This is a genomic window from Microbacterium invictum, from assembly GCF_034421375.1.
GTDB classification, from domain to species: Bacteria; Actinomycetota; Actinomycetes; order Actinomycetales; family Microbacteriaceae; genus Microbacterium; species Microbacterium invictum_A.
Genome location: NZ_CP139779.1, coordinates 1239822 through 1266267 on the forward strand (window position 1 = coordinate 1239822; position 26446 = coordinate 1266267).

23 protein-coding genes and 2 tRNA genes are annotated in these 26446 nt (G+C 71.2%); 14 read left to right on the top strand and 11 right to left on the bottom strand.

Translation table 11 applies throughout. From position 1 onward, the window contains the following. The first annotated feature begins 29 nt into the window (after positions 1-29). From T9R20_RS05970 to T9R20_RS05990, 5 genes are all read left to right on the top strand, one after another. A complete protein-coding gene (locus T9R20_RS05970; RefSeq protein ID WP_322411620.1) occupies positions 30-1196 on the top strand; it encodes a DNA polymerase III subunit delta' in 1167 nt (388 codons plus the stop codon). Then, positions 1193-2752, top strand: a complete 1560-nt coding sequence (locus T9R20_RS05975; protein ID WP_322411621.1) for an alpha/beta hydrolase — start codon at positions 1193-1195, stop codon at positions 2750-2752. The genes T9R20_RS05970 and T9R20_RS05975 overlap by 4 nt, the downstream gene beginning before the upstream one ends. Positions 2753-2835: 83 nt before the next feature. Further along, a tRNA-Thr gene (locus T9R20_RS05980) sits at positions 2836-2911 on the top strand. A 58-nt stretch (positions 2912-2969) separates the two neighbouring features. Next, entirely contained in the window at positions 2970-3383 is a 414-nt protein-coding gene (locus T9R20_RS05985; protein WP_322411622.1) for a hypothetical protein, read from the top strand. 71 nt (positions 3384-3454) lie between these two features. Then, the gene (locus tag T9R20_RS05990) at positions 3455-4033 is read left to right on the top strand and encodes an isochorismatase family protein (RefSeq protein WP_322411623.1); all 579 of its coding nucleotides are present in this window, start codon (positions 3455-3457) and stop codon (positions 4031-4033) included. 1 nt (position 4034) lies between these two features. Here the strand turns inward: T9R20_RS05990 and T9R20_RS05995 are convergent, their stop codons facing one another. From T9R20_RS05995 to T9R20_RS06005, 3 genes are all read right to left on the bottom strand, one after another. After that, entirely contained in the window at positions 4035-5654 is a 1620-nt protein-coding gene (locus T9R20_RS05995) for a serine/threonine-protein kinase (RefSeq protein ID WP_322411624.1), read from the bottom strand. A 78-nt stretch (positions 5655-5732) separates the two neighbouring features. Next, positions 5733-5805 (bottom strand) — tRNA-Lys (locus T9R20_RS06000). Positions 5806-5947: 142 nt separating this feature from the next. Then, positions 5948-6619, bottom strand: coding sequence for a fasciclin domain-containing protein (locus tag T9R20_RS06005; RefSeq protein ID WP_322411625.1), 672 nt, complete (start codon positions 6617-6619; stop codon positions 5948-5950). Positions 6620-6827: 208 nt separating this feature from the next. Here T9R20_RS06005 and sigK point away from each other — a divergent pair, with 208 nt between their 5' ends. The 4 genes from sigK (at position 6828) to T9R20_RS06025 (ending at position 10037) form a co-directional block, all read left to right on the top strand. Further along, positions 6828-7427 (top strand): ECF RNA polymerase sigma factor SigK, encoded by a 600-nt coding sequence (gene sigK / locus T9R20_RS06010; RefSeq protein ID WP_322411626.1) that lies wholly within the window; start codon positions 6828-6830, stop codon positions 7425-7427. Continuing rightward, positions 7424-8269: an anti-sigma factor gene (locus tag T9R20_RS06015; RefSeq protein ID WP_322411627.1), complete on the top strand. Its 846-nt coding sequence runs from the start codon at positions 7424-7426 to the stop codon at positions 8267-8269. The genes sigK and T9R20_RS06015 overlap by 4 nt, the downstream gene beginning before the upstream one ends. Positions 8270-8352: 83 nt before the next feature. Continuing rightward, a complete protein-coding gene (locus tag T9R20_RS06020) occupies positions 8353-8991 on the top strand; it encodes a DNA-directed RNA polymerase subunit beta (RefSeq protein WP_322411628.1) in 639 nt (212 codons plus the stop codon). 161 nt (positions 8992-9152) lie between these two features. Continuing rightward, the gene (locus tag T9R20_RS06025; protein WP_322411629.1) at positions 9153-10037 is read left to right on the top strand and encodes an aminotransferase class IV; all 885 of its coding nucleotides are present in this window, start codon (positions 9153-9155) and stop codon (positions 10035-10037) included. A gap of 107 nt (positions 10038-10144) precedes the next feature. On the opposite strand, the gene pstB is transcribed toward T9R20_RS06025, so the two are convergent. From pstB to pstS, 4 genes are all read right to left on the bottom strand, one after another. Then, positions 10145-10924, bottom strand: a complete 780-nt coding sequence (gene pstB, locus T9R20_RS06030; RefSeq protein ID WP_248241868.1) for a phosphate ABC transporter ATP-binding protein PstB — start codon at positions 10922-10924, stop codon at positions 10145-10147. A gap of 26 nt (positions 10925-10950) precedes the next feature. Next, positions 10951-12060, bottom strand: coding sequence for a phosphate ABC transporter permease PstA (pstA, locus tag T9R20_RS06035; RefSeq protein ID WP_322411630.1), 1110 nt, complete (start codon positions 12058-12060; stop codon positions 10951-10953). 1 nt (position 12061) lies between these two features. Beyond that, complete coding sequence (gene pstC / locus T9R20_RS06040) at positions 12062-13015, bottom strand: phosphate ABC transporter permease subunit PstC (RefSeq protein ID WP_124293820.1); 954 nt, start codon at positions 13013-13015, stop codon at positions 12062-12064. 88 nt (positions 13016-13103) lie between these two features. Further along, positions 13104-14213 (bottom strand): phosphate ABC transporter substrate-binding protein PstS, encoded by a 1110-nt coding sequence (gene pstS / locus T9R20_RS06045; protein ID WP_322411631.1) that lies wholly within the window; start codon positions 14211-14213, stop codon positions 13104-13106. A gap of 164 nt (positions 14214-14377) precedes the next feature. Here pstS and T9R20_RS06050 point away from each other — a divergent pair, with 164 nt between their 5' ends. Together T9R20_RS06050 and T9R20_RS06055 are read left to right on the top strand one after the other, a co-directional pair. After that, positions 14378-18346, top strand: coding sequence for a Pls/PosA family non-ribosomal peptide synthetase (locus T9R20_RS06050; RefSeq protein ID WP_322411632.1), 3969 nt, complete (start codon positions 14378-14380; stop codon positions 18344-18346). A gap of 13 nt (positions 18347-18359) precedes the next feature. Then, a complete protein-coding gene (locus T9R20_RS06055) occupies positions 18360-19646 on the top strand; it encodes a M1 family metallopeptidase (protein WP_322411633.1) in 1287 nt (428 codons plus the stop codon). Here the strand turns inward: T9R20_RS06055 and T9R20_RS06060 are convergent. Genes T9R20_RS06060 through T9R20_RS06075 form a run of 4 tightly spaced genes read right to left on the bottom strand, consistent with a single transcriptional unit; the run spans position 19604 to position 24106 of the window. Continuing rightward, a complete protein-coding gene (locus tag T9R20_RS06060; RefSeq protein ID WP_322411634.1) occupies positions 19604-20188 on the bottom strand; it encodes a chemotaxis protein CheY in 585 nt (194 codons plus the stop codon). The genes T9R20_RS06055 and T9R20_RS06060 overlap by 43 nt on opposite strands. A 43-nt stretch (positions 20189-20231) precedes the next feature. Beyond that, the gene (locus T9R20_RS06065) at positions 20232-21167 is read right to left on the bottom strand and encodes an NUDIX hydrolase (protein WP_322411635.1); all 936 of its coding nucleotides are present in this window, start codon (positions 21165-21167) and stop codon (positions 20232-20234) included. Further along, entirely contained in the window at positions 21164-23329 is a 2166-nt protein-coding gene (locus tag T9R20_RS06070; RefSeq protein WP_322411636.1) for an RNA degradosome polyphosphate kinase, read from the bottom strand. Before T9R20_RS06070 ends, T9R20_RS06065 begins: the two co-directional genes overlap by 4 nt. A 60-nt stretch (positions 23330-23389) precedes the next feature. Then, positions 23390-24106 (bottom strand): response regulator transcription factor, encoded by a 717-nt coding sequence (locus T9R20_RS06075; RefSeq protein WP_322411637.1) that lies wholly within the window; start codon positions 24104-24106, stop codon positions 23390-23392. Between the two features lie 145 nt (positions 24107-24251). Between T9R20_RS06075 and T9R20_RS06080 the strand changes: the two genes are divergently transcribed. The 3 genes from T9R20_RS06080 (at position 24252) to T9R20_RS06090 (ending at position 26413) form a co-directional block, all read left to right on the top strand. Further along, on the top strand, positions 24252-24542 hold the full coding sequence (locus T9R20_RS06080) for a hypothetical protein (protein WP_322411638.1): 291 nt from the start codon (positions 24252-24254) through the stop codon (positions 24540-24542). Positions 24543-24696: 154 nt separating this feature from the next. Continuing rightward, positions 24697-25305: an FABP family protein gene (locus T9R20_RS06085; RefSeq protein ID WP_322411639.1), complete on the top strand. Its 609-nt coding sequence runs from the start codon at positions 24697-24699 to the stop codon at positions 25303-25305. Beyond that, entirely contained in the window at positions 25274-26413 is a 1140-nt protein-coding gene (locus tag T9R20_RS06090) for a YgfZ/GcvT domain-containing protein (protein WP_416182952.1), read from the top strand. The genes T9R20_RS06085 and T9R20_RS06090 overlap by 32 nt, the downstream gene beginning before the upstream one ends. The last annotated feature ends 33 nt before the right edge of the window (positions 26414-26446 follow it).

A 26446-nucleotide genomic window follows, 5' to 3' on the forward strand; every position in this document is an offset into this window, starting at 1 on the left:
TGTCGGGCGCGAAGATTAGGCTGAAGCCCATGGAGGCCACCGCGACGACGACGGGCGCCGCGACCGATCCGTGGCGCGGGGTCTGGGGGCAGCCCGACGCCGTGGACGCGCTGCGCAGCGCGGCGGCCGACCCGGCGTCGATGACGCATGCGTGGCTCCTCGTCGGGCCTCCCGGATCGGGTCGGTCCACCCTCGCGTACGCCTTCGCCGCCGCCCTCATCGCCGAACCGGGCGACGAGGCGGCGATCGCCCAGGTCCTCGCCGGCACCCACCCCGATCTCACGGCGTTGCGCACCGAGCAGGTCATCATCCGCATCGACGAGGCTCGGCGCCTGGTGGAGCGGGCCTATTTCGCGCCGTCGCTCGGGCGCCATCGGGTGATCGTCGTCGAAGACGCCGATCGGATGGCCGAGCGCACCTCGAACGTGCTGCTGAAGGCGCTCGAAGAGCCGCCGGAGCGCACGGTGTGGGTGCTCTGCGCGCCGAGCGACGCCGACCTGCTGCCGACTATCCGCTCGCGCGTGCGCACCCTGCGGCTCCGCGAGCCCGCTGTCGCCGATGTCGCGGCGCTGATCGCAGCCCGCACCGGAGCGTCCGCCGAGATCGCCGAGCAGTCCGCGCGGCACGCGCAACGGCACATCGGCATGGCGCAGCGCCTGGCCAGCGACGAGGCCGCCCGTCGGCGTCGGGCCGACACCCTCGCCGACGTGCTGTCGGTGCGCGGTGTCGGGGGAGCGGTCGAGGTGGCCGCCCGCATCGTCGCGGCCGCCACCGAGGATGCCAAGGCCCTCAGTGCGGAGCGCGACGACCAGGAGCGGTCGCAGCTCCGGCGCACGCTCGGCGTCGCCGAGGGAGCCCCCCTCCCGCCCGCGGTCCGCGGCCAGCTCTCCGCGCTGGAAGACGACCAGAAGCGCCGGGCGACACGGAGTCTGCGCGACGGGATCGATCGCGTCCTCACGGATCTGCAGTCGCTCTTCCGCGACGTCCTCATGCGCCAGTTCCATCGTGAGGACGACGTGATCAACCGCGAGTTCGCCGACGACATCCACGCGCTCGCCGATCAGTGGCAGCCGTCGCGTACGCTCGTGGTCCTCGATCAGATCTCCGAGACCCGGCGAAATCTCGAGCAGAACGTCGCTCCGACCCTCGCGATCGAGAGCATGCTGATCACCGTCGCCACCGGAAGGACACCGTGACCCCCGCACCCCCTCGTCTTGGCCGCCGCGTCGCGGCGGCGCTCGCCACCGTCGTCGCGGTGACGCTGGTGCTGTCGGGATGCGTCTACTCCCTGATCCCCGAGACCCGGCCGGCGTCGACGGCGAGCCCCACGCCCGACACCGACGGGGTGGAGCAGGAGCTGCTGCCGTTCTACGAGCAGACGCTCACGTGGACCGACTGCGGCGACGGCTTCGACTGCACCATGGTGAGGGCGCCGCTGGACTGGAGCGACCCGTCGGCGGGCGAGATCCAGCTCTCCGTCGTCCGCCACCGGGCCACCGGCGGCGAGGCGATCGGGTCGTTGCTGACCAATCCGGGAGGACCGGGGGCCAGCGGCGTCTCGCTCATCCGCGACTCCCTCGGATTCGCCGTCGGCGGGCAGCTGCAGGAGCGGTTCGATGTGATCGGGTTCGACCCCCGAGGAGTGGGGGAGTCCACGGCCGTGCGGTGTTACGACTCTGCCGAGATGGACGCCTACCTCTTCCCCGAGGTCTCGGAACCGCGGGGCAGCGAGGCCTGGACGCAGGAGCTGCTGGACGCACACGAGGGCTTCGCGGAGGCGTGCGAGGCGAACAGCGGCGGCATCCTGCCCTTCATCACCACCGAGAACGCGGCCCGCGACATGGACCTCCTGCGGGCGGTCCTCGGCGACGAGCAGCTGAACTACCTCGGCTATTCGTACGGCACCTTCCTCGGGGCCACCTACGCCAAGCTCTACCCCGAGCGGGTCGGGCGCCTGGTGCTCGACGGCGCGATCGACCCGGCCGCCTCGGGAATCGACGTCAGCACGACGCAGGCCATCGGGTTCGAGTCGGCGCTGCGGGCCTACATGGCCGATTGCCTGGCCGGCGACGACTGCCCGTTCCGGGGTGCGGTCGACGAGGCGATGGCCGATCTGGGTGCGCTCCTCGCGAGCGCCGATGCGGCCCCCCTCGTCGCGTCCGACGGGCGTGCGCTCAACGCCGACGCCCTGACCACCGCGATCGTTGCGGCGCTGTACTCCCGCGACAACTGGACGTTCCTCACCAACGCCCTCGGCGACGTCCTGCAGGGCGACCCGGAGTTCGCGTTCGTGCTCGCCGACTTCTACTACAACCGCCAGGAGGGCCAGTACCTCGACAACTCCACCGAGGCGTTCCGGGCGTACAACTGCATGGACTACCCCGACGACGAGACGTTCGAGGCGGACGAGGAGGCGGCGCAGGCGCAGCTGGAGGCCGAGGCCCCCACGATCGCGCCGTACTGGGCAGGGCCCGACCCCTGCGCGGTGTGGCCCTACCCGCCGACGGGAGTGCGTGAGGCGATCACCGCCGACGGTGCCGCGCCCATCGTCGTGGTGGGTACGACCAACGACCCGGCGACCCCCTACGAGTGGTCGGTGTCACTGGCCGATCAGCTGGCGTCGGGGGTGCTCGTGACCCGCGTGGGTGAAGGGCACACCGGGTACAACAAGGGCAACGCGTGCGTCGACGCGGCCGTGGAGTCTTACCTCGTCGACGGCATCGTGCCGGAAGACGGACTGCGGTGCGAGTAGCCCGCCGGTAAGCGCCCGCGCGGTTCGCTCGGGGCCGGGTGAGGCTGTAAGATCGGTGATCGTGCATCGCGAGAGCGACGCGCGCCACCTTAGCTCAGTCGGCAGAGCGATTCACTCGTAATGAATAGGTCAAGGGTTCGATTCCCTTAGGTGGCTCCACGATCCGATCATCCCCGCGCCGGCGTCATCGGCGTCCGCGGCCGAATAAACTCACGGAGTGACCACCTCTGCCGACACCGCGGTGAACGCGGTGCTGGAGATCTTCAGCTGGGTGGGTCTGGGTCTCGGCGGTCTCGTTCTGGTCGTGGCCGGCATCCTCGCTCTCGCGGACGGCACGTGGGAGCCCGTCACCGCCATGATCGACGATGATGACGAGCAGGGGGGCCGGGTCGCCCGGTGGTTCGGCTCCGACGGAGAGGTCGGTGAGGCTCGGTTGACGCACGACCAGCTGCACGCACTGGCGGGTCAGGACTCCGCGCCGGTGTTCGCCCGCCGAGACGATCCGGGGCGGATGCGCCTCACGAAGGGATCGCCCACCGTGCGCTTCGTCGCCTGGTTTGGAGTCGGCCTCGTGGGCCTCGGCATGGTCACCCTGGTGATCTCGTGGATCCTGCTCTTCGCGGGCGGATGAGCCGGCTCGCCGAATAACGGCGGGAGCCGACGGGTCACCCCCGAGGACACCCGCCGTCGTAGGCTCGACCCATGACCCGGGCGCTGTTCATCGTCGACCTCCAGAACGACTTCACCGAGCGCGGTGCGCTGGGCGTGGTGGGGGGAGATGACGTCGCGGCGCGGGTGACGAGATTCCTCGCCGAGCACGCCCGGGACTACGCCCTCATCGTCGCCTCGCGCGACTGGCACGACCCCGACAACGACAACGGCGGCCACTTCTCCGACGCCCCCGACTTCATCGACACGTGGCCGCCCCACTGCGTCGCCGGCTCGTACGGCGCGCAGTACGACGATCTCTTCGACGCCTCGTCGGTCACTCATCACCTGAAGAAGGGCCAGGGGCGGCCGGCGTACTCCCTTTTCGAGGGGCATGCCGAGGACGGCGCCACCGCGGCCGACCTGCTCGATCGTCACGGCATTGTGGACATCGACGTCGCCGGGATCGCGACCGACTACTGCGTGCGCGCCTCGGCGCTGGACGCTCTGGCCGCCGGCCGTCGCGTACGGGTGCTGACGGACCTCATCGCGGGTGTGCACCCGGAATCCAGCGCCCGGGCCCTCGACGAGATCGCACGGGCGGGCGCCGAGCTCGTGCCTGCGCAGATCTGAGTCAGCTGCTCGAGCTGGATCCGCGGTCGAAGGGGGGCGGGCTCACCCCGTCCGGGGGGCCGTTCCCGTTCCCGTTCCCGGGACCGCCTCCGCCGCCTGGCCCGGAGGATCCCTCGTCCGAGGCCGGGTCGCTCGGTGCGGGGGTGGGTGCAGGAGGCGCGGGCGTGGGCGTCGCGCCGCCGACCGCGCCGTCATCGCCGCCGGGCGCGGGAGAGGGGGCGCTCGGGTCAGGAGCGCTCGGGGCAGGGGTCGTTGCCGTTCCGATCGGGCCAGAGCTCGCCGCCGGGGTGGGCGATGTCTGCGGCTCCGCGACCTGACCGTCGTCGAGCCCGACTCCCGTGTCGGACGCCGGGACTGAGTCGAGAACGGTGGCGGGCGAGGTCCCGCCGTCCTCCGCGATCTCCTCGGTGGGCGCGGGGGCGGGGAGGATGCGGGCGGGGGTCGGCTCGGAGACGACCGGGGTCACCGATCCTGCCGTCCCGAATGCGCCCGACAGCGCGCTGACGACGCCGGCGACCAGGAGGGTGGCCACGGCGGCCGCGCCCCACAGGGCCGTGGCGCGGCGGGAACGCCGGGTGCGACCGAGGCGGGCGGCCCGACGGGTGGGTGTGATCGTGGCTGTCGGCGACGCGGAGGCCGGTCCGCTCACCAGGGGCGCGGCGGTCGGCAGCGTCGTCGGCAGTGCGGAGGTGTCCAGATCCCAGACCGGCGTCACCGGCTCGCGGGCGATGTCGCCGGAGGGCTCCGGTGAGGGCGCCGGCGCGGCGGGCGGCATGGCGATCATCATGCCCGTGCTGGTGAGGGCGGATGCCGCGACGGCCACGTCGAGGGCAGTCGGCCGGTCGCGGGGATCGAGCGCGGTCATCGCGATCAGGAGTTCGCGCCAGCCGTCGTCGAGGTCGGGCGGGATCGCCGGCGCCGCGGCCAGCCGGGCGACGAGGGCTTCGGCGCCGGTGCCGCGCCGGTACGCGCGAAGGCCGGTGAGGGCCTCGATGATGACCAGACCCAGCGAGAACACGTCGACCGCGGGGGTCGGGGCATCCCCGCGCACCTGTTCGGGCGCGAGGTAGGCCGCGGTGCCCAGGACGAGGCCCGGCGAGGTGATCCGCGCGCTGTCGTGCAGATAGGCGATGCCGAAGTCGGCGAGCTTGGCACGGAACTGCCGCATCGGCAGCGGCGAGGGGGAGAGCAGGATGTTGGACGGCTTGATGTCGCGGTGCACGATCCCCGCCGAGTGCACGGTGTGGAGGGCATCGGCGAGATCCACGGTCACCGCGGCCGCCGTCGCCGCCGGAAGCGGGCCACCGCTCAGACACTGCGCGAGAGTCGGCCCGTCGACGTACTCCATGACCAGGAAGTCTCCGTCGCCGCCGGGGGTCTCATCCCCGAGGTGGGCGTCCAGAAGGGTCACCAGGGACGGATGGCTGAGACCGGCGAGGAGCCGCATCTCCGACCGCACGCGCGCGGGGTCGTCGTCGATGGATCCCCGCATGCGCTTGATGGCGACGGTGCGGCCGAGGGCGACATCCTCGGCACGGTACACCCGTGCCATCCCGCCTTCGCCGATGCATTCGCCGACGCGGTACCGCCCTGACAGCAAGGGGGGCTCGGCCGGTGGCATACCTGAAACGGTACGGCGGGAGGAGAAGTGGCCGACGGCCCTTGACGGATCGTCCCGACCATGCAGGGGTTGATGCGGTGGGCCCCGTGGGGCTCGAACCCACGACCCGCGGATTAAAAGTCCGATGCTCTACCGACTGAGCTAGAGGCCCGTGGATCCAGCCTAACGGTGTCTCAGCGGCCGGACCGACCGCCGGTTAACGACGTGACCGCCGGTGCCAACCTCGCTCGGCACCGGCGACCACGCCGCCCCATTCACCCGGCCGCACCCCAGATACGGACGGGAGTATCAGATCACTGAGCCGGCGGCGTCAGGACCGAGTCGATCAGGTACACCGTGGCGTTCGCGGTGACCACGCCACCGCAGATCACGCTGGCCTGGTTGACCATGAGCTCGTCACCCGAGCCGGTCACCTCCAGGTCTGCGCCCTGCACGGTGGTCTGGGTGCCGACGACCTCGTCGGGCGAGAGCTGACCGGGCACCACGTGGTAGGTGAGGATCGAGGTCAGGCCGGCGGTGTCGGTCTGCAGCGACTCGAGCGTCGCCGGGTCGAGCGCGGCGAAGGCGTCATTGACCGGCGCGAAGACGGTGAACTCGTCACCGTTCAGCGTGTCGACGAGGTCGACCTCGGGGTTGAGCTGACCGCTGACGGCCTGCACGAGCGTGCTCAGCAGCGGGTTCGCCGACGCGGCCGTGGCGACCGGCTCGGTGGACATGCCCTCGATCGAACCGGCGCCGTCGGGCACCTGCTCGGCGTAGGCCTCGCAGCCGGGGCCGACGAGGTTGGCAGCCGGGTCCATGGTCATGTCCTCCTCCATGGCGGGCGACGACGCTTCGGTCGAGGGCTCCATCGAGGGCTCCATGGTGTCTTCCGCGGTGCCGGCGCCGGACGAACAGGCGCTCAGCGCGAGCGTCGCAGCGAAGGCGAGGGAAAGACCGGCGGTGAGACGAGTCTTGCGTGACATTGCGTTCCTCCTGATAGTCGAAGCGGCTTCGGGCCGCATCCCTGGTGCAGGGACCCCGCCGGTTTCAGCGGGTACAACGGGTCCTTCGGAACGCCTCACCGATCGGATGGGACCGGTCCGGATCCCGGGTTCTGGCAAACCGCTGGATGCTTCGCAACGAACAGGTGTCGACCGAGCGGCGGAATCGGGATTCCGGGGGGAGTACGGCATGCTGGTGCATGTGGTGATCGACGGAGCCGACGTGCGCGAGGACGAACCGCACGCCGACCACGTCGGAGATCTTCTCCAGCGGGTCGCTCAGGGCGATCGCGAGGCCTTCACCCGGCTGTACGACATGCTCTCGTCACGCGTGTTCGGCCTGATCCTGCGGGTGCTGGTCGACCGGTCTCAGAGCGAAGAGGTTCTGCAGGAGGTCTTCCTCGAGATCTGGCAATCCGCTTCCCGATTCGCCCCGAACAAGGGGCAGGGCAGAACGTGGGTGCTCACGATCGCACATCGCCGCGCGGTCGACCGGGTACGGTCGTCGCAGTCGAGTGCAGATCGAGACATCCGCGTGGGGTACCGCGATCTCGGTGTCGCGCACGACACGGTCGCCGAGCACGTGGAACTCCGCCTCGAAGCAGAAAAAGTGAATCGGGCGCTCGACGCCCTCCCGGTGCCGCAGCGTGAGGCGCTGACCCTCGCCTACTTCGGTGGCTACAGTCAGAGCGAAATCGCGGCGCTGGTGGGTGCGCCGCTGGGAACGATCAAGACGAGGATGCGGGACGGACTCTCGCGCCTGCGCATGGAAATGGGGGTGACAACGTGAACGAACAGGAATTCGCCGAGCTTGCAGCCGGCTTCGCGCTCGCCGCGCTGTCACCCGAGGACGCGCAGGTGTTCGCACAGGCGCGGGCCGCCCACCCGGAGTGGGCTCACCATGTCGACGATGCGCTCGAGACGGCCTCCCTCCTGGCCGGAATGGCGCCCGCCGTCGCCCCGCCGCCGTCCATCCGCGACGCCCTTCTGGCGCACGTCTTCGACCGGGATGAGCGCGAACCGGAGATCTCCTCGGCCACCGGGCTGTTCGCCGCGGTGGGCGGCACGTCCGATGCGCCGGCCCCGGACGCCGCCGGGCCGGCCGCTGCACGCACCGACGAAGACGATCACCACCCGGCCACGACGGGCGCGGTCGCCGTCGTCCGTCGCCGGTGGACCCGTGGGCTCCTCGCCCTCGCGGCGAGCTTCGTCCTTCTCGTGGCGCTCGGGTTCGGGGCCGCGTCGGTCAACGAGTACCTGAACCGCACTCCCGCCCAGGTGGCCCTGGCCGCCATCGAGGCGGCGCCGGATGCGACGTCCGTGACGGCCGAAGCCGCCGACGGCGGGGTCGTGACGGCCCGCTGGTCTCCCTCGCTCGAGCAGGCGGTCGTCGTCACCGACGGACTGCCTCGACTCGCCGACGACCAGGTCTTCGAGCTCTGGGTCCTCCGCGGCGACGAGGTGACCTCGGCCGGCACGTTCGAGCCGGCGCCCGGCGGCGAGACCGTCGCGCTGCTGGAGGCGGGCTTCGAGCAGGGCGACACGATCGCGATGTCGGTCGAGCCGACGGGCGGCTCGCCCACGGGGCTGCCGACCTCCGACCCGCTCGTCGCCATCCCCACCGACGCCTGAACACCGACGCCTGAGAACCGACGCCTGAGAACCGACGCCACGGAACCGGCCGCCCGTCGAGACACGGGGGTAACCTGGGGCGGGTGAGTGACGGATCGAGGGAATTCCACAAGCCGGTGAGGCGCCCTGCAGAGCTGTTCGACCGCGTCTTCGCCTCGCGGGATCCTGCGGAGGTCTCACGCGTGGCGCACTCGACCGCGCAGGCCCTGCTGACGAGGGTGCGCTCCGAGCCCACCGCCGAGATCGTCGATCGCCTGGTGACGTTCACCGACCACCACGGAATCGACGATCTCGCGGAGCTGTGGTCTCACGCCCCCGCCAAGAGCCTTCCGGGGGCGCTGTGGCGCCTGTACCTGCTGCAGCTGATGATCCACGACGATCCGCGCACCGCGGCGCTGCTGTACGAGCGCGGGCGTGCGGAGCTGGCGTCGGCGGACGAGGTCATCGCGGGTGCTCCGAGCCCCGCCGGCCCCGACGAGCTCGTCGAGCTGGTCGACACGCTGCTGCGCGGCCTCTTCCAGGGTGATTTCGCCGTCGCGCTCGACCGGGCGGCGGCGTTCTGTCGGGTGCAGGCGTCCGGGGCGAGTCACCTCGCCGACGACTACGAGGCCACCGAGCCCGATCGCGCCGGGGCACTGACCACCCGCGCGCTGCGCCTCACCGACTACGCGGTCGATCTCTCCGCCTGCGCGGGTCTCTGGCGCCGCGACGCGCTCAGCTGACGCACGCCCTCGCCGGAAGACGATGGTGCCGGGCCGCAGAACGCCTCTCGGCGCATGGCCGCTCGCAGCGGCAGAAGATGGAGCCCGGGGTTACTGCGGCCCGGCTACGACAGTCTAACCGACCTCCGACGACGGCTATTCCCGTCACCTAGGCTCGAGGGATGACCTGGCGACACGCCCTGATGATCGACCCCGCCGCATCCGGCGCGGACCTCACGGATTTCACCGCGACGTTCTCCGACGTCGATCCGGCAGGGCCCGTCCTGAGCCTCGGAGAACTGAGCGCGCAGCGCGGCGACGGCGTCTTCGAATCCATCGGCGTCGTCGACGGGCACCCGCAGGACGTCACCGCGCACCTGGAGCGTCTCGCGCACTCGGCACGGCTGTGCGACCTGCCCCGCCCGCATCTGGGTCAGTGGCGGGCGGCGGTGCACGTCGTCGCCGAGCGCTGCCCGGCGGGGGAGAGCGTCATCAAGCTCGTCCTCAGCCGCGGCGTCGACCGGGGCCCTGCCCCCACGGCGTGGGTCACGGCGACGGCTGCGCCGGACTTCACGCGGGTCCGCCGGGACGGTGTCCGGGTGGTGACGCTCGACCGCGGCATCGACAGCGACGCGTCCGCGCGCGCCCCCTGGCTGCTCCTCGGGGCGAAGACCCTGTCGTACGCGGTGAACATGGCGGCGATCCGCGAGGCGCACCGACGGGGGGCGGATGACGCGGTCTTCGTGTCGTCCGACGGGATCGTCCTGGAGGCTCCCACCGCGTCGGTCATTCTGCGATTCGGCGACCGCTTCGTCACCCCCGAGCCCGCGGCGGGCATCCTCCACGGCACGACGCAGCTGAGCCTGTTCGCCTTCCTCGCCGCCCGCGGGTTCGAGGTCGGCTACGAGAGGGTGTCGGTCGATCGCCTGCAGCGGGCGGAGAGCGGATGGCTCGTATCGAGCGTGCGGCTCGCGGCACCGATCGCGCGGGTGGACGACCACCCGATCCCGGTCGACGCCGCGCTGACGGCATCCTTCAACGACCACCTGCTGAGCCCGCGCGGATGACGTCGCGCGCCGCGCGACGGTACTCTCGCCGCGCGACGGTACTCTCGCCGCGCGACGGGCCGAGCCCCCCAGCAGGGCGCGCCGCGCGGCGGAGGTTCGCGGGCTGCTTATCCGAAGCGGCCGGAGACGTAATCCTCGGTGGCCTGGACCGAGGGCGTGGTGAAGATGGTGGTGGTGTCGTCGTACTCGATGAGCTTGCCCGGCTTGCCGGTGCCGGCGATGTTGAAGAACGCCGTCTTGTCCGACACCCGCGAGGCCTGCTGCATGTTGTGGGTGACGATGACGACGGTGTACTCGTTCTTCAGCTCGGCGATGAGCTCCTCGATCGCGTAGGTCGAGATGGGGTCGAGCGCCGAGCAGGGCTCGTCCATCAGCAGGACCTGGGGTGACACGGCGATCGCACGGGCGATGCACAGTCGCTGCTGCTGGCCGCCCGAGAGGCTGGAGCCCGGCCGGTCCAGGCGGTCCTTGACCTCGTTCCAGAGGTTCGCGCCCTTGAGCGACTTCTCCACCAGGCCATCGGCGTCGGACTTCGACAGCCGCTTGTTGTTGAGCTTCACGCCGGCCAGCACGTTGTCGCGGATCGACATCGTGGGGAAGGGGTTGGGGCGCTGGAAGACCATGCCGATCTGGCGGCGGACCAGCACGGGGTCGACGTTCGAGCCGTACAGGTTGTCGCCGTCCAGCAGCACATCGCCCTCGACGCGCGCGCCGGGGATGACCTCGTGCATGCGGTTGAGCGTGCGCAGGAACGTCGACTTGCCGCAGCCGGACGGACCGATGAACGCGGTGACGCTCCGCGGCTCGATGTTGAGGGAGACGCCTTCGACGGCGAGGAAGTCGCCGTAGTAGACGTTCAGGTCGTTGACTTCGATGCTCTTGGACACGGTTCCTCTGATTCGGGTGGGAAGGCTCAGCGGCCCTTGGAGGGCGCGTAGAAGTTGGCGATGACGCGCGCGACGATGTTGAGGGCCATCACGATGAGGATGAGCACGAGCGCGGCGGCCCACGCGCGGTTGATGTAGGCCTCGGCGGGGATGCCCTGGTTCATGAACTGCGTGTACGTGAACACCGGGAGGGTCATCATGCGCCCCTCGAACAGGTTGTAGTTCATGCTCGTGGTGAACCCCGCCGTGATGAGCAGGGGAGCCGTCTCGCCGATCACACGGGCGATCGAGAGCATGATGCCGGTGACGATGCCGCCGATCGCGGTGGGGAGGACCACCTTGGCGATGGTCAGCCACTTCGGCACGCCGAGCGCCAGGGATGCCTCGCGCAGCTCGTTCGGGACCAGCCGCAGCATCTCCTCGCAGGAGCGCACCACCACGGGGATCATCAGCACCGACAGGGCGATGGCGCCCATGATGCCGAGGCGGATTCCCTGACCGAAGAAGATCGCGAAGAGGGCGTACGCGAACAGCCCCGCGACGATCGAGGGGATGCCGGTCATGACGTCGACGAGGAAGGTGATGCCCTGCGCGAGGCGCTTGCCCTCGCCGTACTCGACGAGGTAGATCGCGGTGAAGATGCCGATCGGGATCGAGATGATCGCCGCGGCACCGGTGATGAGGAGCGTGCCGACGATGGCGTGCAGCGCGCCGCCGCCCTCGCCGACGACGTTGCGCATCGACGAGGTGAAGAACTCCGCCGACAGGCCCGCGACGCCGTTGACGACGGCGGTGATCGCCAGCGAGATCAGCGGGACCATGGCGATCGCGAAGGCGGTGGAGACGATGCCCGTCACCAGGCGGTCCACGGCCTTGCGGCGGCCCTCGACGACGCTCGAGACGACCGTGATGAGCACCAGGTACACCAGTGCGGCGACGACCGCAAAGCCGGCGATGTTGAAGCTGCCCTCGGGGGCGAGCGAGACGATGCCGAAGAGGATCAGGCTGAGCAGGATGCTCGCGCCCAGGATGCCCCACGGAGCCCACTTCGGCAGCCGCCCGGTGGTGATCCGCTGGTCGACGGTGAGCGTGGGTGCCGAAGGGGTCTCGGTGGGGGGAGCGGAGGTGATGGCCATGTCAGTTCGCTCCCGAGAATTCCTTGCGCCGGCTGACGATCCAGCGGGCGAGCGCGTTGACGGCGAAGGTCACGATGAAGAGGATGAGGCCGGTGGCGATGAGTACGTTGACGTTCACGCCGTACGCCTCGGGGAAGGTCAGGGCGATGTTCGCGGGGATGGTGCTGGGGTTCTCGGACGTGAAGAGCCGGAAGGTCACGACGCCCGTGGCGGAGAGGACCATGGCCACGGCCATCGTCTCGCCGAGGGCGCGTCCCAGACCGAGCATCGAGGCCGAGACGATCCCCGAGCGACCGAACGGGAAGACCGCCATCCGCACCATCTCCCAGCGGGTGGCGCCGAGGGCGAGGGCGGCCTCTTCGTGGAGGACCGGGGTCTGCAGGAAGATCTCGCGGCAGATGGCCGTGATGATCGGGGTCACCATGACCGCCAGCACCATGGCGGCGGTGAAGATCGTGCGCCCGGTGCCGGAGACGGGGCCGGCGAACAGCGGGAACCATCCGGCGTTGTCGACGAGCCAGGTGTAGACCGGCTGGACGGCGGGGGCGAGGACGAGGATGCCCCAGAGTCCGAAGACCACCGAGGGGACGGCGGCCAGCAGGTCGACGATGTACCCGAGGGTCTGCGCGAGACGCCGCGGGGCGTAGTGCGAGATGAACAGTGCGACGGCGACCGAGAGCGGCACGGCCATCACCAGGGCCAGGAGCGAGGCCCACAGGGTGCCGAAGGCGAGGGGCCAGACGTAGGACCAGAAGGTGGAGGTGAGGACCGAGGCGTTCTCGCTCGTCGCGGTGAGGCCGGGGATCGACTGGACGATGAGGAAGATCGCGACCGCGGCGAGGGTCACCAGGATCATCGAGCCGGCGAACAGCGCGGTGCCCGAGAACCAGCGGTCGCCGGGCCGCTGCTTCGGCTTCGTGCGGGGCTCGGCCGCCGGAGGAGCCAGAGTGGTCATCTCATCCTGTTCTCGGGTGGGGTGGTGAGGTTCTCCCGGGGGAGAGGAACGGTGTCCGACCCGCCGGAGCGGGTCGGACACCGGGGTGTCACTCGGTGACGATCAGGTCGATCGCGGCCTGCATGTTCTCGCGCTGGGTGTCGGAGATCGGAGCGGAGCCGGCGGCCTCAGCCGCGGCGTCCTGGCCCTCGGGGCTGATGACGTACTCGAGGAAGCCCTTCACCAGCGGCGCCTGAGCGGCGTCGGCGTACTCCTCGCACGCGATCATGTAGCTGACCAGGACGATCGGGTATGCGGCCTCATCGGGAGTGCGGTCCAGGGCGATCGCGAGGTCGCCGTCGGTGCGGCCCTCCTCGCGCGGCGACGCGTCGACGATCGCCGACGCAGCCTCGGGGGAGAACGGGATGAACTCTTCGCCGACCTGCACCGCGACCTGACCGAAGCCCTCTGCGCGCGACGCGTCGGCGTAGCCGATGGTGCCCACGCCGCCCTCGACGGCGGAGACGACGCCCGAGGTGCCCTGCGCGGCCTCACCGGTGCTCAGCGGCCACACGCCGTCGGGCTCGTAGGTCCACACGTCGGGGGCTGCCTGGTAGAGGTAGTCGGTGAAGTTCTCGGTGGTGCCCGAGTCGTCGGCGCGGTGGACAGGGGTGATCACCTGGTCGGGAAGCTCGACGCCCTCGTTGAGAGCGGCGATGGCCGGGTCGTTCCAGTTGGTGATCGTGCCCGCGAAGATGCCGGCGATCGTCGCGGCATCCATGTTCAGCTCGTCCACGCCCTCGAGGTTGAAGATCACCGCGATGGGGGAGATGTAGGAGGGGAGCTCGACGATGCCCGAGCCCTCGACGCAGCCGTCGAAGGGGCCCTCGGCGATCTCGTCGGCGGTGAAGGCCCGGTCGGAGCCGGCGAAGGCGACCGCACCGGCCTGGAAAGAGTCGCGGCCCGCGCCCGAGCCCGAGGGGTCGTAGCTGACGGTGACGTCGGGGTTCGCGCCCTGGAAGCCGGCGGACCAGGCCTGGACCGCGACCTCCTGCGACGACGCGCCCGAGCCGACGAGCTCGCCCGAGAGGGTCGATTCGGCGGGGGCGTCGGAGGAGTCGCCACCGGCGGGGGCGGTCTCGTTGGCGGCGCAGGCGGTGAGCGTCAGCGCCGCGACGGCCGCGACGGCGCCCAGCTGAGCAATGCGAGAGATCTTCACTGTGTGAGTCCTTCGGGTTGGGGATGTGGATACCCGGTGCAGGGTCCGAGGGGCACGCTAAGCATCGACTCTTAAGAGAGTGCGCTGGGCCGGTGAACGGGAGGTGAACGGGGCCCGCCCCCGCATGGCCGGCTGCGTTACCTTCTCTCGCTACGATCCGAGACATGCCCGAGCCCGAACCGGACCCTCAGCCCCCGCTGGCGGGTGCCGGTGGCGACCAATCGCCGCTCGATCGCGCCGCGGCCGCCGCCCCGCCGCGGACCCTGTGGGACATCATCCGCGAGACCGCGTCCCGTCACCCGGAGGCGTCGGCGCTGGATGACGGCTCGACGGCCCTGAGCTACCGCGAGACGGTACGCGCGGCGAGCCGTCTCGCGCTCCGGCTCCGCGGTGAAGCGGTGACCACGGGCGACCGGATCGGCGTGCGGATCGCCTCGGGCTCGAAGGATCTCTACGTGGCGATCCTCGGGATCCTCGCCGCCGGCGCGGCGTACGTGCCGGTCGACGCGGACGATCCCGACGAGCGGGCACGCCTGGTCTTCGGCGAGGCCCGCGTCGCCGGCATCCTCACCGACGGGCTCGTCTTCGTCGCCGGTGAGGGCAGGGCGTCCGTACCGACGCCACCGGACGCTCGGGATGGCGCCGTGCCGACCGACACGGCGGCTCTGGCCGCCCTCGCGCCGCCGACGCCCGACGACGACGCGTGGATCATCTTCACCTCCGGCTCGACGGGGGTGCCCAAGGGGGTGGCGGTCACCCATCGGTCGGCGGCGGCCTTCGTCGACGCCGAGGCCCGGCTTTTCCTGCAGGATGCGCCGCTGGGAGCGGAAGACCGGGTGCTCGCGGGGCTGTCGGTCGCCTTCGACGCGTCCTGCGAGGAGATGTGGCTCGCCTGGCGTCACGGCGCGTGCCTGGTCCCGGCCCCGCGGGCGGTGGTGCGATCGGGCGAGGACCTGGCGCCGTGGCTCATCCGTCAGGGGATCACGGTGGTCTCCACCGTGCCGACCCTCGCGGCGATGTGGCCGCAGGACGCGCTGGAGAGCGTGCGGCTCTTGATCTTCGGAGGCGAAGCGTGCCCGCCCGAGCTCGCCGCGCGACTGTCGGTGGAGGGTCGCGAGGTGTGGAACACCTACGGGCCCACCGAGGCGACCGTCGTGGCGTGCGCTGCGCCGCTCGGGGGCGACGGCCCGGTGCGCATCGGTCTGCCCCTGGACGGCTGGGCGCTCGCCGTGGTCGACGCCGACGGCCGGCGGGTGGAACCCGGCGAGACCGGGGAGCTGATCATCGGCGGGGTCGGTCTCGCCCGCTACCTCGACCCGGCGAAGGACGCCGAGAAGTACGCGCCGTTCCCCCCGCTCGGGTGGGAGCGGGCTTACCGGTCGGGCGACCTCGTCCGGTACGACCCCGCGGGGCTGGTGTTCGTGGGTCGCGCCGACGATCAGGTGAAGGTGGGCGGCCGTCGCATCGAGCTCGGCGAGGTCGAGGCGGCGCTGCAGGACATCCCGGGTGTGGCTGCGGCCGCCGCGGCGGTGCGCACCAGCGACGCCGGAGTCCCCCTCCTCGTCGGATACCTCGTCGCCCCAGCGGACCTGGATCGTTCCGCCGCGCGGGCGTTCCTCGCCGAGCGGCTTCCCGCTGCCCTCGTGCCCCTGCTCGCCGTCGTCGACGACCTCCCCGTCCGAACCTCCGGCAAGGTCGATCGTGCCGCCCTGCCGTGGCCGCTCCCCGGTGTCGAGATCGACGTCGGCGACCTCTCGCCCGACGAGGTCTGGCTGGCCGGCCAATGGCAGGCGGTGCTCGGCATGCCCGTGGCCGACCGCGAGGCGGACTTCTTCGACCTGGGCGGCGGCTCGCTCGCCGCGGCGCAGCTCGTGTCGCGTCTTCGGGCCCGGGTGCCGGAATTCTCGGTCGCCGACATCTACGACGTGCCGCGACTCGGCGCGATGGCGAAGGCGCTCGGAGCGGTCGCCGAGGATGCCCGCACCGACTTCCACCGGCCCGTGCCCACACCCCGCCGCGCTCAGTGGGCGCAGACGCTGCTGGCGGCGCCCCTGTTCGTCTTGAGCGGCATCCGGTGGCTCCTCTACCTCCTCGCCGCCTCGGCGCTCCTGCGGCTCGTGCCCGGCTTCGAGGCGCTCCCGAGCGCACCGTGGCCGATGATCGTCGTCGGACTGCTGATCTTCGCCACGCCGCTCGGCCGGATGGCGATCGCCGCCGCGGCGGCGAGGCTCCTGCTCGCCGGCGTCCGGCCCGGCGACTACCCCCGCGGCGGGAGCGTGCACCTGCGGCTCTGGCTCGCCGAGCAGATCGCCGATCAAATCGACGCCGTCGGGCTCGCCGGCGCGCCCTGGGTGGTCTACTACGCCCGCGCCCTCGGGGCGAAGGTGGGCCGAGGCGTGGACCTTCACACCCTCCCGCCGATCACCGGGATGCTCGAGGTCGGCGACGGGGCCGCGATCGAGCCGGAGGTCGACCTCACCGGCACCTGGATCGACGGCGACGTCGTGCGGATCGGCCGCGTGCGGATCGGTGCCAACGCCACGGTCGGTGCGCGTTCGACGCTGGCTCCCGGCACCCGCATCGGTCAGCGGGCCGAGATCGCCCCGGGATCGGCGGTGTTCGGCCGGGTCAAAGCCGACCAGTCGTGGGCGGGATCGCCGGCCGTCCGGGTCGGCGAGGTCGCGGCCGGGTGGCCGGTGGACCGCGCCCCCGCGCCGACCCGGTGGCTGTGGGCGTACGCCGCGGCATCCGTCCTGCTGGCACTCCTGCCGATCGCGGCGTTCTCGCTCGGCGGCCTCGTGGTGGCCGCGGGGATCCGCGGGGCGGATGACCTGGGAGCCGCGTTCCTCGGCGCCCTCGCCCTGCTCGTCCCCGGGGTCCTCGTGGCCGGGATCGCCTTCGCCGGTGCGGTGGTCGTCACGGTGCGGCTGCTGTCCCTCGGGCTGAAGGAGGGCACCTTCCCGGTGCGAAGTGCGAACGGATGGCGCGCCTGGACGATCGAGCGCCTGCTCGACTCGGCACGCACCATCCTCTTCCCGCTCTACTCGAGCCTGTTCACCCCGGTGTGGCTCCGGCTCCTCGGTGCCGAGGTCGGCAAGGACGTCGAGGCGTCGACCGTCCTCCTCCTGCCGTCGATGACCCGGATCGAGGACGGCGCGTTCCTCGCCGACGACACGATGGTGGCCTCCTACGAGCTGCGGCGCGGCTGGGTGCGGATCGGCGCGGTGCGCATCGGCAAACGCGCGTTCCTCGGGAACTCCGGCATGGCCGCGCCCGGTCATCGGGTGCCGCGGGACGGCCTCGTCGCCGTGCTCTCGGCCGCGCCGCGCAAGGCCAAGGCCGGATCGTCGTGGCTCGGCTCGCCCGCCGTGCGGCTGCGCCGGGTCACCGCCGGCGGCGACGACGAGCGGACCTACCACCCGCCGACGCGACTCCGCGTGGCGCGGACCCTGTGGGAACTGTGCCGGATCGTTCCGGTCATCCTCACCTGCGGCATCGGACTCGGGGTCCTCTTCGCCCTCGCGGCGCTCTGGGAGGCAGCCGGACCGGTCGCCGCCCTCCTGCTCTCGGGCGCGGTGCTGCTCGTCGCCGGGGCCGTCGCGGCGCTCTTGAGCACCGCCGCGAAGTGGCTCATCGTCGGGCCCATCCGCGCCGGCGAGTCGCCGCTGTGGTCGAGCTTCGTCTGGCGCACCGAGGTGTCGGACACCTTCACCGAGATGGTCGCCGCGCCCTGGTTCGCCCGGGCGGCCGCCGGAACGCCCGCACTCGCGGTGTGGCTGCGCACCCTGGGCGCCCGCATCGGCCGGGGCGTCTGGTGCGACAGCTACTGGCTGCCCGAGCCCGACCTCGTCACCCTGGGCGACGGCAGCACCGTCAATCGCGGGTGCGTCGTGCAGACCCACCTGTTCCATGATCGAATCATGAGTATGGACACCGTCACCCTCGAACCCGGGGCCACGCTCGGGCCGCACAGCGTCATCCTGCCCGGCGCGGTCATCGGCTCGCACGCCACCGTGGGCCCGGCATCGCTGGTGATGCGCGGCGAAGCGGTGCCCGTCGGCTCGCGCTGGAGCGGCAACCCGATCGGCCCCTGGCGTGCGGTGAAGATCCGCGCCTACCAGTCGACCTCGTGACCGTCTGGCGTTCGTGACACCCGTTTCGGCCTACACCCCCGACAGCGGTGATCCCACCTTCGACGTCGAGTCGTACGACCTCGACCTGACGTACCGTGTGCGCACCAACCGCCTCGACGGGCGGGCGGTGCTGAACGCCGTGGCCGCGCTCCCCACCCGCCAGGTGCGTCTGGACCTCGTCGGGCTCCGTGCCGGAGCGGTACGCGTCGACGGCGACCCGGTCTCGTTCCGCCAGGACGCGCGCTCGCTGCGACTCACCCTTCCCGTGCCGCTCGAGCCGGGGGAGCGATTCTCGATCGATGTCGCCTATGCCGGCGCGCCACGGCCGCGACGGACGCGCTGGGGGACGCTCGGCTGGGAGGAACTGCACGACGGAGCCCTCGTGGCGGCCCAGCCCATCGGTGCGCCGACGTGGTTCCCCTGCAACGACCGCCCCGACGACCGCGCGACCTACCGGATCACCCTCGCCACCGATGCGCCCTACCAGCCGCTCGCCACCGGCGTCGCCGTCGACTCCCGCCGCCGCGGCAGACTCGAGCAGCGCACGTTCGAGCTGCGCGTGCCGACGGCGACCTACCTCGTCGCCGCGCACGTCGGACGCTTCGCGACCACCGAGGTGGCGGTCCCCGGAGTGATCGCCGAGCTCGTCCATCCGCCGGAGCTGGCGGAACCCGCCGCGCGGGCGTTCGCGATGCTTCCGCGCATGATCGCGGTGTTCGAGGACGTGTTCGGTCCGTATCCGCAGGAGCGCTGCACGATGGTCGTCACCGCCGACCCCCTCGAGATCCCGCTCGAGGCGCAGGGTATGGCGCTCTTCGGCGTCAATCACCTCGACCCCGTCTACGAGCGGCTCATCGCGCACGAACTGGCCCACCAGTGGGTGGGCAACAGCGTCGGCCTCCGGGACTGGCGCGACATCTGGCTGAACGAGGGCTTCGCCTGCTACGCCGAGTGGCTGTGGTCGGAGCGCTCGGGGGGACCCACGGCGCACTCCCTCGCCGCCCTGCACCGCGAACGGGTGCGGGCGGAGCCCGCCGACCTCATCCTGTCGGATCCGGGGGCGGCGGCGATGTTCGACGATCGCGTGTACAAGCGCGGAGCGCTCACCCTGCACGCCCTGCGCCTCGCCGCGGGCGACGAGGCGTTCTTCGCCTTCCTGAGGCGATGGACCACGACGCACCGCCATCAGCTGGTCGGTACCGCCGACTTCCGTCTCGCCGTCGCCGAGTCCTTCGGCACGGCGGGGGAGGAGCTCCTTCACCGCTGGATCGATGCCGCCGCGCTCCCGCCGCTTCGCTGACGCAGGATGGCCGCGCTGACGACGAGCTCGGGCGCCGCAACGTCCCATCCCTCGGCCGGCTGCGCGCGGCCGGGCACGATCGCGGACCACGAACCGCCCCGCCCCTCGCGCACGACGACCTCGGCGGGATCGACCGCGAGCCCCCGCCCGTCGGCCTTCAGCGCCGCTTCGATCCGAGTCCATCCGCGCAGGGTGCCGGGCAGACCCGGCCCGGGTACCCCCTCCCATCCCGCGGCGTCGCGTCGGGGATCGGTGCGGGCTTCGGCGTCGATTCCGAACCCGAGGATCCCCGCCGCGGGAACGACGGCGGCGATCGCGATCGCTCCGGCGTAGGCCACCGATCCGCGCAGTCGGGTGCCCTCGAGGACGACGGGGCCGTGCGGCCCCCCGCAGCGCGGACAGGGATTGCGCAGACGGAGGCCGGCGGGGTGTCCCGCGAGCTGCGCGAGCAGCGACCAGGCGACCTCTCGCCGAGCGACCCCCTCGGGCACCTCGGCCCAGTCCAGGGTGAATCCGGGGGGATGCCGCGGGGGCTCGCTCATTGTGCCGCGCTCACGGTGCCGCGCCCGCGGTCATCGCGCGCTGTCACAGCGCGGGCGTGAAGGTCTCGATCGCCAGGACACCGGAGCCCGGTGCGTCGGCCGAGACATGGAGGACGGAGTATCCGGCCGGCTCGAGCGGGGGCGCCTTCGCCAGCATCCCGGGGAGCGTGCCGGTGGCGAGCACCACTTCGCTCAGAATCGTGGGGAGCACCGGGCGGTGGCTGACGAGCACGACCGGTCTGCGGCTGCGCACCCGCTCGCCGATGACCCGGCGCACGTCCGCGGAACCGTCGTCCCACGCTTCCTCACTGATGTTCCGGCAGAACTCCACCTTGCGCCCGGCCGCGGCGGCGAAGGGGGCGACGGTCTTGACGCAGCGGACCGCGGGGCTCGAGAGCACCTGTTGCACACCGAACGCCTGCAGCTGGCCGACGAGGGCCGAAGCCTGGCGCTTGCCGCGGACCGTGAGAGGGCGATCACCGTCCTTCCCGTCCCAGTCCTCGCGCCCGAGGGCTTTGCCGTGGCGGAGCACCACGACCGGGAACGTGCGGGGCGGATCCCCCTCTCGGAGGGCCAGGAACCGCTCCAGGATGTCGATGTCGACCGGGTAGCTGAGGAGCTTCAGGGCCTTCTTCGGCGACCGCCATTCGAGGGCGGCGATCTCGCGGTTGGGAACGAAGGACGAGGCGCGGATGGCGGTCTCGGTCGCCTCCGCGGCCCAGTAGTGCACGACCTTCTCGCGCTTGCTGGGCAGGTGGTACCGGGACACCCCGACGGGGGCGCCGAGGCTCACCTTGATGCCCGTCTCCTCGTGGATCTCGCGCGCAGCCGTCTCGGCGAGGCTCTCGCCCGGATCGACCTTGCCCTTGGGGAGCGTGATGTCGCGGTACTTCGTGCGGTGGATGAGGAGGATCCGCAGCTTCCCCTCCACCACGCGCCACACGACGCCGCCCGCGGCGTAGACCGTGTCGGCCGTCATCGCACCGCCCGTGCGCGCCGGCGGCGCTGCACGTTCGTCATCGTGCGATCCTGCAGGTCGACGAGGGCCTTGCCGTCCTCGCTCCGGCTGTGGCGGGTCCACTCGCCCTCGGGCCCGAGCCACCACGAGCTCGTGGCGTCGTTCATCGCGAGGTCGAACAGGTCCGAGAGCTCTTTCAGATGCTGCTCGGCGGTGACCCGCACCAGCGCCTCGACGCGACGGTCGAGATTCCGGTGCATCATGTCGGCGCTGCCGATGTAGACCTGCGGGTCGCCGTCGTGCGCGAACGAGAAGATCCGCGAGTGCTCGAGATACCGACCCAGGATGCTGCGGACGGTGATGTTCTCACTCATCCCGGGCACCCCGGGCTTGAGGGAGCAGATGCCACGCACCCAGATCTCCACCGGCACCCCGGCCTGGCTCGCCCGGTACAGCGCATCGATGATCTGCTCGTCGACCATGGAGTTGACCTTGATCCGGATGCGCGCGGGCTTTCCCGCCAGGGCGTTCCGGCGCTCGCGATCGATCAGACGCAGCAGGCCCTTGCGCAGGTGCAGGGGGGCGACGAGGAGGCGTTTGAACTTCTTCTCGATCGCGTAGCCCGACAGCTCGTTGAACAGGCGCGTGAGATCGCGCCCCACCTGGTCGTTGGCGGTGAACAGCCCGAAGTCCTCGTAGATGCGGCTGGTCTTGGGGTTGTAGTTCCCGGTTCCGACATGGCTGTACGAGCGCAGGACACCGTCCTCCTCGCGGATGACGTGCGCGAGCTTGCAGTGGGTCTTCAGCCCCACGAGGCCGTAGACGACGTGGACCCCGGCCTTCTCGAGCTTGCGGGCCCAGACGATGTTCGCCGCCTCGTCGAACCGCGCCTTCACCTCGACCAGCGCGAGCACCTGCTTGCCGGCCTCGGCGGCGTCGATGAGAGCCTGCACGATCGGGCTGTCGCCCGAGGTGCGGTAGAGCGTCTGCTTGATGGCGAGGACGTGCGGGTCCTTCGCCGCCTGCTCGAGGAAGGCCTGCACGCTCGTCGCGAACGATTCGTACGGGTGGTGGACCAGCACGTCGGCCTTGCGGATCGCGGTGAAGATATCGGCGCGCTCGTTGTTGTCGCCCGGCTGGAACGCCACCGCGGTGGTCGGCAGGTGCGGCTTGTAGCGCAGATCCGGGCGGTCGAGGCGGGACAGATCGAACAGGCCGCGCAGATCCAGCGGCCCGGGGAGGCGATAGACCTCCTGCGCCGTGATGTCGAGCTCGCTGAGGAGGAGCTCCAACGTCAGGTCGTCCATGTCCTCGGTGACTTCGAGGCGGATCGGCGGGCCGAACCGGCGGCGCAGGAGCTCGGCTTCGAGGGCCTGGATGAGGTTCTCGGTCTCATCCTCCTCGATCGTCATGTCCTCGTTGCGGGTCAGGCGGAAGGCGTGATGGTCGAGGATCTCCATGCCGGGGAAGAGATCGTCGAGGTTGTGGGCGATGAGGTCTTCCAGCGGCAGATAGCGCACACGCTCGCCGTCACGGCCCACCTCGACGAACCGCGGGAGCATCGGGGGGACCTTCAAGCGCGCGAACTCCTGACGCCCCGTGCGGGCGTTTCGGATCCGGATCGCGAGGTTCAACGACAGGCCAGAGATGTAGGGGAAGGGGTGCGCGGGGTCGACCGCGAGCGGCATGAGGACCGGGAAGACCTGCGCCTGGAAGTAGTCGTAGAGCGCGGTGCGCTCGTCGTCGGCCAGATCGTCGTAGGAGAGGATCTCGATCCCCTTCGCCGCGAGCTCGGGACGCACCAGGGTCGTCCAGGCGTCAGCGTGCCGGAGCTGCAGCGCGTGCGCCGCCGAGGAGATGTCGGCCAGCACCTCCTGCGGGGCACGGCCGACATTGGTGGGGACGGCCAGACCGGTGAGGATGCGGCGCTTGAGCCCGGCGACGCGCACCATGAAGAACTCGTCGAGATTGCTGGCGAAGATGGCCAGGAAGTTCGCCCGCTCCAGAGCGGGGAGCGAAGGGTCTTCGGCGAGCTCGAGGACCCGCTGGTTGAACGCCAGCCAGCTCAGCTCGCGGTCGAGGTACCGATCGTCGGGGAGCTCGGAGTCGAACGCCTCGGGAACGTCGAAGTCGTCGTCATCCGCGTCGCCCAGGCCCGCGTCGAGCACGTCGTGTTCGATCATCCCCACATCATTGCAGGGAGAGGTGTCGCATGCGTGAACAGCGTGGACGCGACGGAGGGATCAGGCGTCGGTGCGCTCTCGGTTGGCCGCGCGATCACGGGGTGCGGGGATCTGATCGTCCTCGTAGACGTTGAACCGGTATCCGACGTTGCGCACCGTGCCGATGAGCTGCTCGAGGTCGCCGAGCTTCGCGCGGAGACGCCGCACGTGCACGTCGACGGTGCGGGTGCCGCCGAAGTAGTCGTAGCCCCAGACTTCGCTGAGCAGCTGTTCGCGGGTGAACACGCGGGAGGGGTGTGTGGCGAAGAAGTGCAGGAGCTGGAACTCCTTGTAGGTGAGGTCGAGCGGCTTGCCGTGCACCTTGGCCGAGTAGGACGATTCGTCGATGCTGATCCCGGACGTCTGGATGCGAGTGGAGACCTGCTCCTTCGACACCCGGCCGATCACCAGTCGGACGCGGGCGTCCACCTCGGCGGGGCCGGCGGTCACCAGGATGACGTCGTCGACGCCCCAGTCGGTCGAGACGGCCGTCAGCCCGCCCTCGGTGACGACGAGGATGAGGGGCGCGTCCAGTCCCGTCGTGTTGAGGATCTTGCAGAGCGACTTCGCGCCGACGAGGTCGACGCGCGCATCGACGAAGATGACGTCGGCGGCGGGGGCGTTGACCAGCTGCGCCGGCTCGGCGGGAATGAGACGCACGCGGTGGCTGAGCAGCTCGAGGGCAGGCAAGACAGGGCCTGCTCCCTGCGTGGAGCTCAACACCAGAAGCTGTGCCACTCGCTGCGACCGTCCTCCCGACGCCGTGGGGCGTCGTGCACTTTGACTTCACGTCGTAAAGGCCAGTGTAGAGCGTGGCAGGAAGAGCGCCGACGCCCCGGCGCGCGGGGCTGACCTCGCGCTCCTCGTAGGTCACAATGAAGGCATGTCCGAGATCGAGCTCGTTCCCCGCCGCACCATCGGCGGCATCATCGCGGTGTGGGTGCTCGCGGCGATCGCGGGCACCGTGGTCGGACTCTTCGTTCCCGCCGAGTGGCGCGCCGCCTGGCTGACGGTCAGCCTCGGCGCCTGCCTGATCGTCGCGTTCGCCGTGCAGCTCTGGTACGGCCGGTCCCAGGGCTTCACCGAGCGCGTGGCAGCGAGCGTCCTCGGTGCCCTCCTCGTCCTCGGGGTGCTGAGCATGGGGTTCGCGCTGGCCGCGGTCGTGACGGGATAGGCCTCGGCGGGCGGCGCTAGACTCGAAGTCATGGACCTTCTTGCGCTCGAAATCTTCTACCTGGGGTTGCTGGGTCTCGCGTCGGTCGCGATCGCGGTGGTGTCGGCCGTCGTGGTGAAGAACCTCTATCGCGGTCAGCGCTGACGAGCCCTTCGTGCTCGAGCTTCCGACCGACCTCCCCGCCGATCTCGCCCCCCTCTCGTGGCTCCTGGGCGTCTGGGAGGGTACGGGTGTCATCGACTACGACACCCCCGGGCACCACTACGCCGGCGAGTTCCGTCATCGCGTGAGCTTCAGCCATGACGGCGGCGACCACCTGAACTACTCCGCGCGAGCGTGGCTGCTGGCCCCGGCTCCCGATCCGGCGCCGCAGGAGCTGGTGTCGGAGATGGGGTTCTGGCGCCTGTCGCGCTCCGCCACCGACGCCGATGCCGGTCCGGGCCTCCTGCCGCCGATCGCTGCCGGGCCGACCCGCACCGTCGATGACGTCGAGTCCCTGCGCACCCCCGAGGGCGACTTCGAGGTCGAGGCGGCCGTCGTTCACTCCGACGGTGTCAGCGAGCTGTATCTCGGACGGGTCCGCGGTCCGCGGATCGACCTGGCCACCGACGCCGTGGTCCGCACCGCGGGTGCGAAGCCCTACACCGCCGCCACCCGCATGTACGGGCTCGTCGACGGCCACCTGCTGTGGGCGTGGGACATCGCCGCCGTCGGCGCGCGCCTGGCGGCGCATGCCTCGGCCCGACTGGCGAAGGCGGACTGACGTGCTCCCCTCCCTCGACCTTCCCGGCGCGATCGTCGTCGACGGTGTGCTCCAGCACCTCGGCAATCCCCTCGGCGAGCAGCGGGCGCTCGATCGCGGGCGCGCCGTGGCGCTCCTCGGCGACCGCGGGGTCGTCGCCGTCACCGGGCCCGACCGGCTGTCGTGGCTGGACTCGCTCACCTCGCAGGCCGTGGCCCGTCTCGCCCCCGGGGAGAGCACCGAGCTGCTCGTGCTCGATCCGCACGGACACGTCGAGCACGCGGCATCCGTCCTCGACGACACCGAGACGACCTGGTTGATCGTCGACGCCGCCGACGCCGAGCCGCTGGCGGCGTGGCTGATGCGGATGCGGTTCCGGCTGCGCGTGGAGATCGGGGACGCGAGCGGCGATTTCGTCGTGGTGGGCGGGACGGATGCCGCGGTCCGCGGCGTCCCCGCGGCGGAGCCTGCGGGTCACCGTCTCGCGTGGCAGGACCCGTGGCCCCGGGTTCAGCCCGGCGGTCACGCCTACGGGCCGGACGAGCACCACCCCGGCGCGGACTGGGACTGGACCGAGGTGCTCGTGCGTCCGGACGACGCGGCACGGCTCGTCGACGACGCCCGCCGCGGCGAGCGGATGCTCGCCGGCTCCCTCGCCGCCGACGCTCTGCGCATCGCCGCCTGGCGGCCGCGCTGGCGCACCGAGGTCGACGACCGCGCCCTCCCGCACGAGGCCGATTGGCTGCGGACGGCGGTGCATCTGAGCAAGGGCTGCTATCGCGGGCAGGAGACAGTGGCCAAGGTGCACAACCTCGGTCATCCGCCGCGCCGCCTCGTCGCCCTGCACCTCGACGGCAGCGACAGCGCCCTCCCCGGCACCGGATCGGTGGTGCGGATGGGGGAGGACGCGGTGGGGACGATCACCTCATCGGCGCTGCACCACGAGGACGGGCCGATCGCCCTGGCCCTGGTACGCCGGAACACCCCCATCGACGCCGACCTCGTGGTCGACACCGACGACGCCGCGATCGCCGCGTCGCAGATCGCCATCGTGCCACCCGAGGCAGGTGCGGTCGCCGGCGTTCCGCGCATCACCCGCCTCTCGCGACGCAAGGTCGTCGAGTCCTGACGGCGGCGTGACCGCCGCCGTCGCCGGCGCGGG